Origin of the sequence: Wolbachia endosymbiont (group B) of Gerris lacustris, assembly GCF_964028355.1 — a bacterium.
GTDB lineage: Bacteria > Pseudomonadota > Alphaproteobacteria > Rickettsiales > Anaplasmataceae > Wolbachia.
This window is the reverse complement of sequence record NZ_OZ034761.1, coordinates 1,068,795-1,085,780: the sequence shown is the minus strand read 5'-3', so window position 1 is coordinate 1,085,780 and position 16,986 is coordinate 1,068,795. Positions and strand designations below refer to the sequence as shown.

11 protein-coding genes and 2 pseudogenes are annotated in these 16,986 nt (G+C 32.6%); 10 read left to right on the top strand and 3 right to left on the bottom strand.

The genetic code is table 11. The annotated features are described in order from the left end of the window. Nucleotides 1-118 precede the first annotated feature (118 nt). The 9 genes and pseudogenes from ABWU62_RS05515 to ABWU62_RS05475 form a co-directional block, all read left to right on the top strand. Nucleotides 119-2,152, top strand: coding sequence for a hypothetical protein (locus tag ABWU62_RS05515; protein WP_353287779.1), 2,034 nt, complete (start codon nucleotides 119-121; stop codon nucleotides 2,150-2,152). 89 nt (nucleotides 2,153-2,241) lie between these two features. Further along, complete coding sequence (locus ABWU62_RS05510) at nucleotides 2,242-3,258, top strand: extracellular solute-binding protein (protein WP_353287778.1); 1,017 nt, start codon at nucleotides 2,242-2,244, stop codon at nucleotides 3,256-3,258. An 80-nt stretch (nucleotides 3,259-3,338) separates the two neighbouring features. Continuing rightward, nucleotides 3,339-4,226 (top strand): aspartate carbamoyltransferase catalytic subunit, encoded by an 888-nt coding sequence (locus ABWU62_RS05505; RefSeq protein ID WP_353287777.1) that lies wholly within the window; start codon nucleotides 3,339-3,341, stop codon nucleotides 4,224-4,226. 676 nt (nucleotides 4,227-4,902) lie between these two features. After that, nucleotides 4,903-5,883 carry an ankyrin repeat domain-containing protein gene (locus tag ABWU62_RS05500; RefSeq protein WP_353287776.1) on the top strand — a complete coding sequence of 327 codons (981 nt, stop codon included), beginning with the start codon at nucleotides 4,903-4,905 and terminating at the stop codon, nucleotides 5,881-5,883. Further along, the gene (locus ABWU62_RS05495) at nucleotides 5,867-7,642 is read left to right on the top strand and encodes a pentapeptide repeat-containing protein (protein WP_353287775.1); all 1,776 of its coding nucleotides are present in this window, start codon (nucleotides 5,867-5,869) and stop codon (nucleotides 7,640-7,642) included. The genes ABWU62_RS05500 and ABWU62_RS05495 overlap by 17 nt, the downstream gene beginning before the upstream one ends. 34 nt (nucleotides 7,643-7,676) lie before the next feature. After that, complete coding sequence (gene gmk, locus ABWU62_RS05490) at nucleotides 7,677-8,285, top strand: guanylate kinase (RefSeq protein ID WP_211908465.1); 609 nt, start codon at nucleotides 7,677-7,679, stop codon at nucleotides 8,283-8,285. A gap of 250 nt (nucleotides 8,286-8,535) precedes the next feature. Next, nucleotides 8,536-10,890: an ankyrin repeat domain-containing protein gene (locus ABWU62_RS05485; protein WP_353287774.1), complete on the top strand. Its 2,355-nt coding sequence runs from the start codon at nucleotides 8,536-8,538 to the stop codon at nucleotides 10,888-10,890. A gap of 73 nt (nucleotides 10,891-10,963) precedes the next feature. After that, a pseudogene (locus tag ABWU62_RS05480) lies at nucleotides 10,964-11,332 on the top strand (IS4 family transposase); the annotation flags it as partial. A gap of 18 nt (nucleotides 11,333-11,350) precedes the next feature. Next, a pseudogene (locus ABWU62_RS05475) lies at nucleotides 11,351-11,866 on the top strand (IS4 family transposase); the annotation flags it as partial. On the opposite strand, the gene ABWU62_RS05470 reads toward ABWU62_RS05475, so the two are convergent. Both ABWU62_RS05470 and ABWU62_RS05465 read right to left on the bottom strand, forming a co-directional pair. Then, nucleotides 11,862-12,122: a JAB domain-containing protein gene (locus ABWU62_RS05470; RefSeq protein ID WP_353288179.1), complete on the bottom strand. Its 261-nt coding sequence runs from the start codon at nucleotides 12,120-12,122 to the stop codon at nucleotides 11,862-11,864. The pseudogene ABWU62_RS05475 and the gene ABWU62_RS05470 sit on opposite strands and share 5 nt — an antisense overlap. 696 nt (nucleotides 12,123-12,818) lie before the next feature. Beyond that, entirely contained in the window at nucleotides 12,819-13,763 is a 945-nt protein-coding gene (locus ABWU62_RS05465) for an IS110 family transposase (RefSeq protein WP_265022222.1), read from the bottom strand. Nucleotides 13,764-14,445: 682 nt separating this feature from the next. On the opposite strand from ABWU62_RS05465, the gene ABWU62_RS05460 reads away from it, so the two are divergent. Beyond that, entirely contained in the window at nucleotides 14,446-15,552 is a 1,107-nt protein-coding gene (locus ABWU62_RS05460; RefSeq protein WP_353287773.1) for a D-alanyl-D-alanine carboxypeptidase family protein, read from the top strand. Between the two features lie 32 nt (nucleotides 15,553-15,584). On the opposite strand, the gene ABWU62_RS05455 is transcribed toward ABWU62_RS05460, so the two are convergent. Beyond that, nucleotides 15,585-16,943, bottom strand: coding sequence for a DNA recombination protein RmuC (locus tag ABWU62_RS05455; RefSeq protein ID WP_353287772.1), 1,359 nt, complete (start codon nucleotides 16,941-16,943; stop codon nucleotides 15,585-15,587). Nucleotides 16,944-16,986: the final 43 nt, after the last annotated feature.

Below are 16,986 nucleotides of genomic sequence, written 5' to 3'. Positions count from 1 at the left end.
TAAATTAGTATTTACCATATCTTAGTAAATACAGAGTAATTAATGTAACATTGTAATTAATTTTGGAGCAAATATGCCTGGGAATGAACAAAACGTCACACTGCTTTCTCATACAGCAGTGAATGAAAATGGTGCAGCAACTTCACCAATACCAACTCCCAGAACAAGTACTCCAAAACAAAATGGCAAAAATACATTACCACCTGAAAAAGTAGAGAAAATTATCTCAAATATACCTGCAAGCAATAGCGCACTATTAATATTTGATTTTAATCAAACAATTGTCGAGAGTCCCATTTGCAATCAATTTGCATCCAAAAATTATAGTGATTATGGTTCTGGCAAAGCAAATGCAGTAACTGACGAAAAAATAAAAGAATTTTTACAAAACTCAGGAATTAAAAATAAAGAAAAGTTAAAGTCTGTATTAAAATCTGCACTTTCAAGCGGAGTAGAAGTTGCCGTTGTATCAACTACATACCCCAAAGCAGTAGAGTATGTAGTAAAAAATCATTTAGATTTAACAGAAGAGCAGACACAAATTATCAAAGTATTTAAAGGAATAACTAAGCGTCAAACTTCGCGAATTGGAGATCAAAAAACAATTGATAAGCCTCAAGATCCACAAATTGGAAAACATCTATGTGTTTTATATCTTTTAAAAGCATATAAAAAAGACAAAGATATGTTACCGCAAAAAGTAATGTTAGTTGATGGTAATATTCGGAACACTAATCCTGCTGATGACTTTTGTAGAAACATACAGGAATTACTAGAAAAAGATATGAATAGCCTCTTAGAAAATATAGATCAAAAAATAGCGGAAGTTGATGTCAGTGAAAAAGAATTAAAAAATATCACATTAAAGGGGATTAATGTATCTGGTGAACAAACAACAGACAAAGCAGCGGGTGGTGATTATTTAGATGAAGTAGGAGTTTGGATGACAGATGATTCAACTGATGTTATCATGTCAACAACACCATCTTTAGAAAGATCGTCTAGTAGCGGATCAGCTGACAGTAAACCAGAAAAACCTACTTATGCAGTTACAGGTAAAAGTAAAAAGAGTCCTGATAATAAAATAGATAGTCAACATCCAACTCTAAGCAGATCAGTTTCACAAGAAACGGAATTTGATAGACTTTTCGATAGGAATGAAAGTAAAAAAAACTCTTTTAAAAATCTCAGTCAGCATAGCGATACACCCCCAAGTCTTCCACCATCATATAAGACAGACGGCTCTGAAAAGTCTTTGTCTACAGATAGGGAGTTTAAACTGCAAAAAAACAGATTCTGGCCCAAAGCGCAGTATGCCATGCAGCAGAAAGGCGTTGTAATTTTTGGTGCGGCCGCTATAGTGCTTGGCACATCTACAGCTTTAGCGTATTTACAAGATAAAGCAAAATTTATTGCGTTCTTTGCAAACAATCCGCTCTATACCATCGTACCGATCATTGCAGTTGCTTCATTGCTTGCAATGAGTCCAATATTTCTTGGAATAAAACAGTTTGTAAATACCAAAGAATATCAAACTCAAAGAAAAAATGCAGATGAAGTTTTAGACAATGTTTTTAGACACCAGCCAGAAGGTAAAGTTATAAAGTCTGTAAGGCTGAAGTATAGCAACGGCACTCATTCAAATTTTGTACTCAATGCTTGGGAATCTAAAAAAGGCTTCGTCAATATTGATGAGAAAGTAATCAGTAAAACTAATAAAATAGAGTCTGTAATTAATAATAGGCCACTATTTACTGCATTATTAACTGGTATAGTTGCTGCAAATATAGCGCTCCCTTTATTGCTTTATGCAGAAGGTGGTGTTAATAATATACAAAAATTTTACCAGAATCCTTTGACCAATCACATAAAATTATTACCACTTACAGGCTTAGGTATAGTTGCATTATTAGCTGTGTGTGTTGGCGTGCATTACTATAGAAAAACAAATTGCACTAATCTTGTATATTCTGAAGAAACGATTGATCCTAAAAATGTTAATGGGAAATTCATTGAGGAAATAAAACAAGAAAGAACAAACGTTCTTGGAGAAAATCATAGCAAAGACGCTAAACGCAGCAGTTTAACGCTTGAGCAGGTTGTAGTTCAATCTCACAATTATAAGGATGCTATCTATAGTATAGGTGGATGAAATAAATCTCCTACAATGTCCATTGATTGGAATTTTTATACTTGCTCAGGCCTCGCTATTTGAGTACCTTAAGCTAAAGGGGTTTGTTTATGAAAAAAGGTTTAATATTTATATCTTTAGTAGCGGCTATATTGATAGTCGTTAATTTTTTATATAAAAATAGCGGAATTGATGATTCACAAGTAGTAAACGTTTATTCATCACGTAAAGAAGAATTAGTACATAGTTTATTTGATGATTTTACAAAAACCACTGGCATCAAGGTACGTTATATCATTGACGATTATTCTCAATTGCTTTCACGCATGGAAAATGGTGGTGAAGCTGATTTGTTTTTAACTGCAGATGCGGTGAATTTGATTTTAGCCAAAAAAAGAGGGCTCTTATCTCGAGTGGATTCAGAGACTCTAAAAAATGCCATACCTGCAAAATTTAGAGATAATGAAGATTATTGGTTTGGTCTCACAAAAAGAGCTAGAATATTGGTTTATAATAAAGAATCAGTAGATCCTAAGGAATTAAGTACCTATGAAGATTTAGCGGATGAAAAATGGAAAGGGAAAATATTAGTACGCTCTTCCACAAGTCCATATAACCGATCATTGATCGCTTTTATGATTGCAAAAAATGGTTTTGAAAAAACAAAAGAATGGGTTAGTGGAATTGTAAGCAACATGGCAAGAAAACCAAGCGGTGGTGACACAGATCAAATTTATGCTGTAGCCGCTGGTGAAGGCAATGTTGCAATAGTAAACAGCTACTACTTTGCAAGAATCCTTTCATCAGAAAATAAAAAGAATATCAAAGAAAAGTTAGGAGCTTTCTTCCCGAGTGATGGTGTAATGGTGAATCTTAGTGGTGCAGCAGTAACAAAAAACGCAAAACACAGAGAAAATGCTATAGCTTTATTGGAATTTTTTATAAGTAAAAAAGCTCAAGAATTATATGCTAAAAAAAATCAAGAATATCCCATTGTTGAAGGTATTGAAACTTCTGATACATTAAAATCTTGGGGAAATTATCCACAAAGTGATCTACCTATAAGTGAGCTTGAAAAGCACCTCTTTGAGGCTGTTATGATAGCAGATGAGTATAAGTGGAAATAAAATTTTATAGCTTCCTTCTACTTTACTTTACAGTTGTGTAATTGAAATTAGGAAAGTAGAATAAGCTCAAAAAAGGAGCTATGGACAAGAGAAGGAATTTATTAAATATCTCAGACCTCACAATCGGTGATGTAGAAAATATAACTAAATTAGCCAACCAATACCTTGAAGAAAAAGTTGAAAATAGTCATGTTCTGAAAAATAAAATAGTCATAAACCTATTCTTTGAAGATTCAACACGTACGCTCGCATCTTTTGAAATAGCAGCAAAAAGCCTTGGAGCAAATGTTATAACTTTACCAATAAAATCTTCTTCTATTAACAAAGGGGAAGATCTAAAAGATATGATAAAAACACTAAATACAATGAATCCTGACTATATGATAATCAGGCATAAAAGTAGTGGTATTATTAATACATTGGCAAAGCATGTCAACTGCTCGCTAATCAACGCAGGCGATGGAAGCAGTGAACATCCAACTCAAGCTCTTGCAGATTATCTTGTAATTATCAATCATAAAAAGCAAATAAAAAACCTCAAAATTGTTATATGTGGAGATATTTTGCACAGTAGAGTTGCAAGATCAAATATAAGATTGCTAAAAATGTTTGGAGCAAAAATAAGCTTAGTTGCACCACCAGCTTTGATGTGTAAGCATTTTTCTGAAGTAGATTCACTTCATTATTCATTAATCGAAGGTATAAAGGATGCTGATGTAATTATGCTCTTGAGGTTGCAGAAAGAGCGTATGAATAATAATTCTTCAGAAAAAGAATATTTTCATTTGTATGGACTTGATGCACAAAAACTATCGCATGCAAAACCAGATGCAATTGTTATGCACCCAGGACCAATAAATAGAGGTATCGAAACTAGCAATGATATAGCAGATTGTGTTATTTTACAGCAAGTAAAGTTTGGATTAGCAACGCGTAAGGCAGTACTGCACTATTTAATTAATGTTTAACTTTAATTAATTTTAAGGAATTTTAGACATAATGATCCTCCTATAAAAAACGATTTAGAAAAATATAACACACCTCATGACAGAAATTAAGTATGCACTGAAGTAGACTGTGCTATATTTTTTTATTGAGAGATTAATTGAAAAGTCTGCGGACTTGAATAAGGTAAATTTCGAGCTCTAAAATACCCTCGTTCTACTGATAATAATCAACTTACCAAATGTGTCAAGTATTTTTCTGCATTTAATTTACAACTATGAACGTTTATTTGCAAAAAATACTATAAACATAAAATGATAGATGTCATAAAAGTAGCCAGCACTGGCATCCAGTTAAATTTGTGAGTTAAAAGTTATGCTAAAATATAACGTTTCTAATGATGATGGAAAATGGATCCCAGTATCAAGTACTGGGATGACAAGAGAAATGGAATAACATTATGAAGGTGTCATTCCAGCGCGTGACGCTGGAATCAAGAAAAAAACAGTGTCAGCTACTCCAATGACAATTTAAGGTAAAACCTAAATAAATGGGAAAAACTTTGATATTCAATCTTTGCAAAATTCTACTCGTATAGAAAAGGTAATACAAATGTTTTTTATAAATAAAACCCTAAGGCATTTTTTACTGTAGATTAATCATTTGATTATAGTATCATTTTAGTTAATCATAATATTTATGAAGAATACTTTATATTTCATACTATTAGTTGCTATATTTTTATCATCTAACCTGTTTGCTATAGAGCAACCTGAAGAAAATATAAATCAAGAAGACGTATCGAAAAGCAACACTGATGCTGAAAAAACTTCTCCGCTTCTGGGCGAACTCAAAGAAAGCACAGACCCAACAAATGTAATCAATGAAGAAGTACCTTCAAGTAATCAAACAAACCTACAGTCTGAAGAGGAGACTAATATAAAAGATACCGAATTTTCAATAAGTCCTTTATTGGAAGAAAAAAAAGAAGAACCTGAAGAGAAGAAAATCAGTCACAATAATCAAACAAACCTACAGCCTGAAGAGGAGATTAGCAAAAAAGACACCGAACTACTTTCAACAAGCCAATTCACAGAGAAAAAGAAAGAAGAACAGCCTGACAATATAACACCTGTGAACAAAGAAAATGAAGAAAGCGAAAAATGGACAAAGCTAAACAAAGAAATAAAAAAAGAATGGAACCATAAAAGCAAGTCTATATATAAAAGACAATATGATAGCCTAAACGAGCACCTTCCTAAAACTATATTTACTGATGATTACAGTAAGCAATTTTTTTACTGCATCAAGAAGGGCAACTTAATTTGTCTAAGAGGAGTAATAAATAAGCTAGAAAAAATTGGATTAACAATTCAAGAAATACTAAGATTTAGAAATAAATTGGGTGATACTCCTCTAATTTATGCAGTGAGGCAAAGTCAAATAGACACAGTTCGCTTTCTCCTATTACAAGGTGCTGATCCTAGAGCAGTTGATAATAATTTTAAATCTCCTATTGAAATGGCAATCGAAAGGAAGCAGATCAACATAATAAACGCAATTGCCGAAATGATGCCATACCTTCTGGAGGATAAAGAAATAAACAATGAAGAAAACTCAGATATGTATAACTTTGCTATAAAAACAAAAGAAAATACATGCGATGCAAAAGATAATTAGACTTTTGATATTAATTTTAGCTGGTCATTTATGCTATGGAAATGAAATAGATGATGAAAAAAATCCAATCAATGATTTTTTAAGCGCTCTACATGATGTAAAATACGTATCTTACAATACAAAAGATTTCGCTAAATTTTTAGTACAGTGCAACAAAGCAGGCATACCACAAGACTTTAAGAAAGGTTTTGGCCCTAATTTAAATGGAGCTAATTTTAGTCAATTATATTTACATAAATCTATTTTTGACGGAGTGAGTTTGATTGGTGCCGATTTTTCTAACACTGATTTATCAGATGTGTCTTTTATCGATGTTGATTTGCGTGGTGCTAATTTTTCCAATGCTAATTTACATGGCGTTAAAATAAAAGGCACAAATTTAAGTTTTTCAAAATTTGCTTCTACAAATTTAACAGATATCATATTTGATCAGTCTAATATCAGTTATGCTGATTTTATCAATTCTAGTCTCAACAAAGTAAGTATGTGTAATATAATTGGTTTGCATACCAAATTCTTGAATGTAAAAATGAATTTCTCCAATTTATCAAACTCAAGTGCCAGCTACATCAATTTTAGTGATAGTAAAATAAACGACACTGTTATGCAGAAAAATAATTTCGACAACGCAAGTTTCTTTGGAGTGGATGCACACAAGCTCAAGATACAATTTTCTTCACTAAAAAATGCTAATATATACGGTGCTGAAATAAAAAAATCGGATTTTACAGGTAGCAACCTTTCGAACGCCTATTTTAATGCTTCTATTATAGTCAACAGTAATTTTGAAAAAGCCAATTTAAGCAATTCACAAATTTCCTATGTGAAGGGGAGTAATTCAAACTTCATTAAATCTATACTAAATGGTTCGAAGATAAAACATGCATATGTTTTCGAAGCAGACCTTCAGGATGCTGACTTGTCTAATATTGATTTTAGTTTTAGTGAATTATATAAAGTTAACGCCTATGATGCTAACATTTGTCACGGAAAGTTTCATAATACTAAAGTTGTGAATTCTGACATGAATGGTTCGTTCTTTGACCATTCATTGTTTACCTCTGCAAAAATAGAAGACTCAGATCTTTCCACAACTTCAATGTATAAGACGAAAATTAAAGACTCTCAAATTTATAATAGTACTCTTTCCCACCATAATATGGATTCGAGTGAGATAGAAAATTCAATATTCTTCAAATTATTAGCTGATAATTCGAGCTGGTCTAAGTCAAAAGTCACTAATTCAAACTTTATTGAAAGTGATTTCAAATCCTCCGTGTTTTATGATAATACCTTTAGAAAGACTAGTTTTTTTCTTAGCAATTTGAGTAATTCGACAATAAGTGATATGTCTTTTCTCTCTTCAAGCATATATAAAAGTTCAATTGCTGATATTCATTTAACAGATTGTAAATTTGATAATTCAATTGTGATTGACAATCAAGGACAGACAGATCTAGAGGATGCTATAACTTCGATTGAAGGTTTGCAAGAGAAAATATCACAGGGTAAAAAATTTGATGTAAACTATTCTTACTTTGAGTTCAAGAATATGAATTTAGAAAACGCTGATTTTTCTAATTCAATATTAAGTAGAGCAAAGTTTGTAAACGTTAATTTGAATAAGGCAAATCTTGAAAAAACTGATTTACGTTATACTGTTTTTGATAATTCCTCTCTTGTTGGTACCAATTTATCAAATGCTAATTTAGAAGGCTCTAGCCCTTTAAACTTTGACTCAAAAAATACAAAGTCTTAAAAAACTCTATAATGTACTTGTTAAATAAAGAAAAATGACCGTAAAAAATGAGGGCATACTACTGATTCTATCCTCTCCTTCTGGAGCTGGAAAAACTACTATATCAGAAAAATTACTTGAGCAATCAACTGATTTAGTTATGTCTGTTTCTATGACTACACGCAAACCTCGTCCCGGTGAAGTAAATGGAAAAGACTATTTTTTCGTTACTGAAGAAAAGTTTCATGAACTATGTAAGGCTGGTCAAATGCTTGAATATGCTAAAGTTTTTGAGAATTTTTACGGTATACCAAAAGATTTTATAGAACAAAACCTGAGCAGTGGCATAAGTGTTTTACTGAATATAGATTGGCAAGGAGCATTCCACTTATTTGAAATCTTAAGAGAAAAAGTTGTAAGTGTTTTTATACTTCCTCCCTCAATGGAAGAGCTTAGACTGCGTCTACAAAGGCGTAATAGTGATGATGAAATTGAAATAGAGCGTAGATTAGCCGAAGCGCAAAAAGAGATAAGTAAAAGTAATAAATATGATTACGTAATAATTAATGATGATCTTGATAAAAGCGTAGAAGAGATAAAATCAATACTAAGTAAAGGAATGCTTAAAAAATTAGAAGAAAAACCAAGTTTGAAAGATCTATAAAAACATTGGTTTGTCTCTTTCAGAGCACTCATGCTTCACAGTTTAGTCACATTTATTATTTTTTAAGATAAAACAGTTAAAATAGTAGACAAGTGCTAAAGTGGGGATTTGACTATGACAATAGATTTTCTAATAGAAACTAGTTTTCTGCCTTTTCACCTATATTTCGATAACATCTAGCTCAATTTAAAAGTCTCCCGTTGTTAGTTTGAGGGCTAACGCTAAATAGCTTTAATATTGAGGTTTGAGTATGAATATGGATCTAAGTGCATTAGTTACTAATGCAAATAAATTATCTGAATACATAAATAAAAATGAAAAGCAAGAGTGGAAAGAAAAAGACAAACAATTGTACTGCATTATAGAGAGAAAGGTAAAAAAAGCAGAGCATAAGCATGAAAAACCAAGAAGTCGAGATGGAACACTCAAGCAATGTAAAAGGTTATTTAAGGAAGGCGCTAGTCCTGAAGTGTTAACTAAATTAGAAGAATCGCTTAGAGAACAGGAAAAATATCACAGATATTATGTCCAATGTTTCCTTCCAGTGCTAGGTAAAGTAGTAGAACAGTCAAAAAAAATATCAAATGAAACAAAAAACCAAGTAATTTCTGAAATCACTAAAAGTTGTTTGAGTAGGTACAATGAACAAGACAGTGGCTACAGTAGCGATTTTGAAGATGGAATAAACGGAATATCAGATTCTAATAGCGATTTTGAAGATGGAATAAACGGAATATCGGATTCTGATAATGACGTTCAATTACTAAATGCAATCCAAAATAGAAACAACAGGAAATTTAGAAAATACCTAAAAGACTGCACAAATGTCAGTGGCATAACAGATGAAAAAGGAAATAATATTTTACACCTTATTGCATCGCTCAAAAAGAAACAAAAATGCAAATTTCTAGTTACCCTAATAAAAACGATCACGAAAGAAGATCTAGCACAACTTGTTGATAGTGAAAATCAAGAAGGAAAGACTCCTTTTCAGGTAGCGCTAATTAACAAGATAATAAAAGGGAAACATGATTCTCACACAATTCAAGATAACGATAACACACTTAAGTTTCTTACAAAATTGCTAGAGTATGGAGCCAGCTCTGACAATTTAGGATTATCTACAAAAGAATTACAATACTTAAAAGAAGAGCAAAAGACATACTATTGTGATTTCTTAGAAAAATCAGCAAAGCCAGTAAAGAAACCTGAATTAAAATCAGAAATAAGAACAAAAATTAAAGAAATTATACCACATACCATAAATACTCCAGATAGTAATGATAATTATCAATTACATTTAGCAATCAAAGATAAAGATGAGAAACTTTTTGAAGAGTTACTGCAAAAAGGAGCAGATATTAGACTTAAAGACACAGACGGTAATAATGCTTTACACCTGATAGTTACAAAATTGGAGAAGGGAGAAAAGCTTAAATTTTTAAATATAATATTAAATGCAAGTGAGAAAGAGCAGCTTAAAGCACAGTTTAAAGAAACTATAAATGCTGAAAATACAGCAAAACAAACACCTCTACATCAGTTATTTCAGCATATAAAAGAAAAGAATAAGGATAGATCATGCACAGATAGAAAATTTGGAAAAACAAATAGATATAAAGCCTTAGAGTTACTTCTACAAAATGGTGCTGATATTACTGCTCAGGATAAAGAGGGTAACAATATTCTGCATGACATTGCTTTACTAAAAGGAGAACAAAAGATTTCTTGTTTGAAGTTGATTTCAAGTTTAGTGAAAGAAAAAAAAATATCTGAAGATCAGTTGAGTAAGTCCATAAATACCATTAATGGAGAAGGACGAACCCCTCTACAAGTAGCACTAATAAAAAAGGCAGAAAAAGGCAACCATCTTTCGCAAATGAAAACAATTTTTGATCCAGAAAAAAAGCACGACAATATAACAAAGTTTTGCGCAAAGCTGCTAGAGGTTGGTGCTGACTCTCGTTCTCTGAAGCTAAAAGATCAAGAATTTCATACTGAAAAATATTATTGCACTTTACGTCATTTAGAAAATTACTCAAAAACTCCACAAGAAGGAAAGGTAAAAGCTAAAAAACTAAGGAAAAAACTTGAAGAAAAATATAACGTTAGAACTTTTTCAAAAAAATGTCAGAGCTCTCTTCACAAAATAAGAGATGGCTTCAAAGCTTTATGGAAATGCATTGACCCGGGCAGAAGAGCTAGCATACTGTTAGCAATCACAGTAGCAACTACTATTATTACAATGGTAACACTTTCCTGCTTCCAAGGACAGATTGCAATTGGAGCAGCATTACCCATCATAGCTATAACAGGAGTGGTCTGTCTGATAGTCACTTTGGGACTTAGCGGCATTAGGAAGTCTGTAAAAGAATTAACCACCGATAAGCAAACCAGTAAAGATAATTTCCCAACTGCAACACAACCGGAAAATGTTACTGAACAACAAAATTTAGCTAACAACTCAACAGAGCAAGAAGTACAAAGATCGTCAGATCAGCCAGAGCATAAAGAAAGCCCATCTACTAAAATGAACGATATATCAATACTACGTCAATTTATGAATAAACTGGGAGTGTTAAATAAACCATACGCGTCAAGTTAAGGAAAAAAAGGTATGAAAGAGATAGAATAATAAGGTATAAGTTCTCCCAGAAATACTTTTAGTGAGAGAACGAATGAATAAAATAACTAGCTTATCAAAAAAGCTCAAAGAATTTTTTAATGAAAAAGTAGACAAAATCTCAATTACAACAAGGTTTATAAAAAGAAAGAGAAAGCTAAAAGGTTCATCGTTCGTAAAAGCCATGGTCTTGGGTAATATAGGGGTTGATAATTGTAGCGTAGAAACAATGTGTCAATTACTAAACGAGGACTCGATAGATATAACAAAACAAGGTTTGGATTTTAGATTTACTGAAGAAGCAGTGGAATTTATGAAAAGGATGTATAATGAATCTGTGGTTCTTTTTAAAAATATCTTGCAAGTTGATTGCAAAATCTTACAGCTATTTAATAGTGTTAAATTATTGGACAGTAGCTATATTCTCCCAGAAATACTTTTAGTGAGAGAACGAATGAATAAAATAACTAGCTTATCAAAAAAGCTCAAAGAATTTTTTAATGAAAAAGTAGACAAAATCTCAATTACAACAAGGTTTATAAAAAGAAAGAGAAAGCTAAAAGGTTCATCGTTCGTAAAAGCCATGGTCTTGGGTAATATAGGGGTTGATAATTGTAGCGTAGAAACAATGTGTCAATTACTAAACGAGGACTCGATAGATATAACAAAACAAGGTTTGGATTTTAGATTTACTGAAGAAGCAGTGGAATTTATGAAAAGGATGTATAATGAATCTGTGGTTCTTTTTAAAAATATCTTGCAAGTTGATTGCAAAATCTTACAGCTATTTAATAGTGTTAAATTATTGGACAGTAGCTATATTACTCTACCTAACAATATGGAAGAGATGTATAAAGGTTATGGTACTAGCTACAGTGGCTATGAAAGCAATACTAAGTCTGGAATAAAGTTACAATTAGTTTTCGACTACATGAATCAGATAATAGACCAACTTAATCAATCGACGTTGAGCCAATTAAAAGAGCACGTTTTATGATCTCTCTAACATAAACAGGAGTTTGATCTATTGTACCAAAGTTTTGTAGATCTTCTGCTATTAGACGATATCTTTTATTCATATAGATAACGCGAAAATTTTCTTTATTAAGGCTGCCTATACTTACTTTTAAATAATCAAGCAATTTTTTCCAATTATTAATTATGGGTAGGTCCTTTATTTCTTCTCGTGCAGAACGAACAAAAGCCTGTTTCATACAAAAGATAGCAGATATGGCTGCATTATTAACTCCTTTAATATTCTGCAGTGCTTCTAAATCGGCATTAAAAACCTTATTTAAACTGCCGAAAATTTCTATCAAACTCTTTGCTACTGGCTTTACATCAATTCTACTATATGCTGAATATAAAACGTGTTCTAAAATCTCACAATCAAGTAATGATTGTCCGTTATCTAAAATAATTCTCTCTCTTAGGCGCTTTCTATGACCTTTTTTGTAATCTTTCATTATTCATGAATTGCTTATCTCTTATAATAAGAAATTGAATTTTTAAGTAAAACATTTAATAAAACACATGAAGCATAATTGTAAATTTTTGAAGAAAGCAAATGGTGTCATGAAAGTAGCTCCTTTCTTGTCATCCCCTGCTCCCTCCTTCTTGTCCCTCTATCCCAGTGCTTGACATTGGGATCCAGCCTTTCTGCAATCTCACCGAAAACGTTGCAACCATCAACTATGTTTTTTAAAATTTTTTGAATTTAGTCTCATTTGTTGATAATTTTGTATTTTTATTCAATTGAAAAATGTATTTTGGCAACAAAAACCCTAGTTTATACAGAAAGAAATTTATATCAAACAGCAAGCACTGCTTAGATTTTATGGTTAACGAATATGTGCTTTAAATGTGTGTAGACGCACATATTCGTTAACCTATTTTCTATACAGATTTTTTTATTTCATATTAATTGCTTCTTTAAGTCTTGCATTGGCAATTACTATGATTTTTCGCATTAGAGCTGTTATAGCTACCATCTTCTTTTTACCTCTACCAATAAGATCAGAATAAAAAGCACCAAGTGCAGATTTAGATCTTGCAGCAGCCATAGCAGCTGTGAAAAGCTTTGCACGAACATTGCTTCTACCACCTGTTATCCTTCGGTAACCAATAGTTTTACCGCTTTCTTTTGGATGTGGAGCAACTCCAGCAAGACTTGCAACTTCTTTTTTGTTTAGGTGGCCAAGTTCTGGCATTAGACACACAAAAACTTGTGATAACTTGAGACCTATTCCTGGCACTGTTCTCAAGATCTTTTGACGCTTTTGTAACTCTGGATTTTTATCAATAATTCTTTGTATGGCATCGTTGAACTCATTTATCTGACTGGTAAAAAAGTCTATTGTTTTTTGGCAACTTTCCTTTATATAGTCGTTTTCAGGTGCTGCAAGCCTACATTTCTCTTGAGTTCTCATTTGTGTAATGTCATCACGACGTTGACAGAGTGCAACTAAGGCGGTTTGTTCTTTTGACATAGGCACAAATAGAGATAGAGCACTATAGCGTTCAAAACCATATTGAGCAAGGGCTCTTGCATCTGATTGATCTGTCTTTGCTAAAGTTCCATGTGATATGATAAAACTTTTTACTTTACGAGTATTAGCTCGATGTACAGCAACATTCTTATCAACAAGAAAATGTGCTAAGCCAAGCTCATATTTTCCAGTGTTTTCTAAAGTTACTAGAGAATTAGGTAGGATATCTGAAAATTTTTGAAACAACTGTTGCCAACCAGTAGCATCATTGTCAAACTTGATAGCGCTCCTTTGGTTATAAGCTGCAGCAACATTTTTAAATTTTCCGATATCAATGCCAATGAAATTTTGATAAGATGTAATCATAATAAATAACCTCGATAGTTTAATTAATTTAAGATTGTAAACGGGTGCATACATATGTCCCATGCAACTATTCAAACGTATCGAGAGATGGGGCTAGTTTACCTTGATGGCTACGGTTGTAATACCAACTTTCATTCGGTCGCACACGCCCGTGATAGCCCTATTCCTATAGTGAGTAGGGTTATCTTTCCCTCTTATCTCTTTTATATCACATTTTTAACTTACAACTTTCTATGCTAGTTTGCTTGCTCACAAGCTAAACTTTCCTGGATTCCAGTGTCAAGCACTGGAATGACACCTTTCTGCCCAGTTCATTTAGCTATAAACGTTAAGAAATTTACCAAGCGAAAAAAAGGCAAAAGAATCCACATGGTGCTAATTTTATTACTGTAATTGATAATGTGCTAACGCTTAAAATAAGCGCGTTTTGGCTGAATGTAGAAAAAATAAAAAAGACATGCAGCCGCTATAATTTTTATGTAATTTGCCAATAAACATCTGAGTTTTTCACTGAATTTTTGTTGTTGAACCCGCGCGGATCAAAAACAAGGATAAATACTCTTATTGTCATAATAAGGGAGCTGGCGCAGTTTGTCAAGGAAGTTTTATGCAAGAGATATATTGAAATGCTCGTGCAAAATCATACTATTAATTAGTACACTATAAATTTAAAATTATAAATATGTTAAGCAAATTAGTAACTTTGCTATTAATTTTTATACTCCCTTTTAATTCGTACTCATATCAGTTTAGAACTAAAGCAAAGCAAGCAGTTGTTTTAGATTTAGCTTCAGACTCTTTCATTTTTGACCATAATTCCAGTGAAAAAATGGCCCCATCTTCAATGAGCAAGTTAATGACTTTATATGTAGCTTTTGACTATCTAAAAGCTGGAATAATAAAAATGGAAGATAAATTTCGAGTAAGTAGAAAAGCATGGGAAAGGAAAGGCTCTTCTATGTTTTTGAAAGAAGGTCAATTTATTATGGTAAAAGAATTACTTGAAGGAGTTACAATCGCCTCAGGTAATGATGCATGCATAGTGCTAGCCGAGGGTATCGCAGGATCAGAAGAGAATTTTGTTGCTGAAATGAATGAAGTTGCACAAGATTTAAATCTTAATGATAGTCATTTTGTTAACTCAAGTGGATGGCCAGATGAAGACCATTTTATGAGTGCAAAAGACTTGGTGACACTGGCAAAAAGGATTTTCACCGATTTTCCTGAGTATTATGATTTATTTTCTGAGCAATATTTGACACACAACGATATTGTACAAAAAAACAAAAATCTTCTGCTTTTTCATGATATTGGAGTTGATGGTCTAAAGACAGGTCATACGAGTGCTGGTGGTTATGGTATTATAGCATCTGCAAAACGGAACGATAGGAGAATTTTTGCTGTTGTGAATGGTTTGGACACCGAGAAAGAGCGAATAGAGGAAGCAAAAAGACTAATACAATATTCCTTAAATCATTTTAATACCAAGAAAATATTTGCTAAGGATAGCGTAGTTGAAGAAATAAATATTGTTTATGGAAAAGATAAAAAAGTGCCCGTTACAGTTGCAAACGATGTTACCATAACTTATAACCGCAGATTACATGATAAAATTAAAGTGCGTATTGAGTATAAAGATATGGTACCCGCACCAATTAAAAAAGGTCAAGAAGTGGGCAAAATTTTTATAGAAATACCTGGTACTGAGCAACAAACTATACCTGTTTATGCAGCAAATGATGTGCAGGAATTGAGCTATATAAAAAAAATTTTTAGAAAGTTGTTTTAATCAGCAAATGTAAGTTAAGGAGACCTGAAATACTAATCTACTTTCAACCCCTCAGCATGTAAACTGCGTGGTAAAGATTCCAACTCTTTTGCAGCAGTTAGTTCTTTATTTTTTGCATGTATACCAAGCTTATTGAATTCTCGGGCAGCAGGAAACACTCTTGCCTCAAGCGAACCAGCAGTTTTATTGTAATGATCAACAGCACTTTTTAAGCTTCTGCGTAAATTATCAAAATTTTCACCCATTGTGCAGATTCGCTCATATAAAATATGGCCTAGTTCACTTATTTTCTTTGCATTTTCAGCTATCATCTCTTGCTTCCATCCATAGGCTACTGCCCTAAGTAGCGCGATTAAAGTGATTGGTGTTGCAATAATTACTTTTTTTTCTATTCCAATTTCTATCAAAGCTGGTTCACATTCTAGTGCTGCGCTGAAAACCCCTTCTCCTGTTAAAAAAAGCACCACAAGCTCTGGCGTATTTTCAAATTGGTTCCAATATTCCTTTCTGCCTAGATCATTTATATGTTTTTTTATTGCCAGAGAATGATTCTTCAATTTTTCCTTTTGTATCTGTAAATCATTTTGTGACATAGCATCCATGTAAGAATCAAGTGGTACTTTAGCATCTATTATTATTTGCTTTCCTGATGGCATTTTTACTATTAAATCAGGACGTAACAAATTGTCCTCATTTTTATCAATCACTGAAGCTTGAGTAAAAAAATCGCAATATTCAATCATTCCCGCCATCTCTATCACTCTTTTGAGCTGCATTTCACCCCACTTACCTCTAATGTGAGGTTTCCTCAGGGCGTTAGCAAGGCTAGAAGTTTGGTTCATTAATGCTCCAATTTGCTCCCTTAAACCTTCGTAGGCCCCTACCCTCTCTTTTTCTAGCTCACGTATTTCACTGTCGAATTTTTCTAATTTTTCTTTTATTGGAGTGACAACTTCGTTGATCGTTGCTTGCCTTTTTTTGAAGTCACTTTCTGTTTCTTTTAGTTTATTATCGATTACTTCCTTCGCTAAATTCAGAAAATTATTATTGTTTACCTGCAAAGCATCAAGAGAAAGCGCTTTAAAAGTGTTCGTAAGCCTCTCCTCTGCTTTTGTCAGTAACTCCATCTCTTTTCTCTTTTCCTCACGTTCTTTTTGCAAAATTACTTCAAGCTCTGCGTTCCTCACTTTCAAATCAACTATTTCCTCATCCTTATTCAGTAAAGTTCGCCTTGTCTCTTGAAACTCATGCTCTACTTTAAGTAAATTCTTCTCAAGATTTGCTGACTTTATATTTTCCTCACTTAGCTTCCTGTTCTTTCTTGCAATGATATAGAGAAATAGTAGTAAAAAAAGGACATTCAATACAAAAGCTATAGAATTGAAAAGCATCAGAACACAGAAAAAACCGCACTCACAATACTATCTAATTTTT

Bases quoted from the DNA above. Each gene is read 5' to 3' on its own strand.
- ABWU62_RS05510 (WP_353287778.1), top strand. From the start codon at position 2,242: ATGAAAAAAGGTTTAATATTTATATCTTTAGTAGCGGCTATATTGATA.
- ABWU62_RS05505 (WP_353287777.1), top strand. From the start codon at position 3,339: ATGGACAAGAGAAGGAATTTATTAAATATCTCAGACCTCACAATCGGT.
- ABWU62_RS05500 (WP_353287776.1), top strand. From the start codon at position 4,903: ATGAAGAATACTTTATATTTCATACTATTAGTTGCTATATTTTTATCA.
- ABWU62_RS05495 (WP_353287775.1), top strand. From the start codon at position 5,867: ATGCAAAAGATAATTAGACTTTTGATATTAATTTTAGCTGGTCATTTA.
- gmk (WP_211908465.1), top strand. From the start codon at position 7,677: ATGACCGTAAAAAATGAGGGCATACTACTGATTCTATCCTCTCCTTCT.
- ABWU62_RS05485 (WP_353287774.1), top strand. From the start codon at position 8,536: ATGAATATGGATCTAAGTGCATTAGTTACTAATGCAAATAAATTATCT.
- ABWU62_RS05470 (WP_353288179.1), bottom strand. From the start codon at position 12,122: ATGAAACAGGCTTTTGTTCGTTCTGCACGAGAAGAAATAAAGGACCTA.
- ABWU62_RS05465 (WP_265022222.1), bottom strand. From the start codon at position 13,763: ATGATTACATCTTATCAAAATTTCATTGGCATTGATATCGGAAAATTT.
- ABWU62_RS05460 (WP_353287773.1), top strand. From the start codon at position 14,446: ATGTTAAGCAAATTAGTAACTTTGCTATTAATTTTTATACTCCCTTTT.
- ABWU62_RS05455 (WP_353287772.1), bottom strand. From the start codon at position 16,943: ATGCTTTTCAATTCTATAGCTTTTGTATTGAATGTCCTTTTTTTACTA.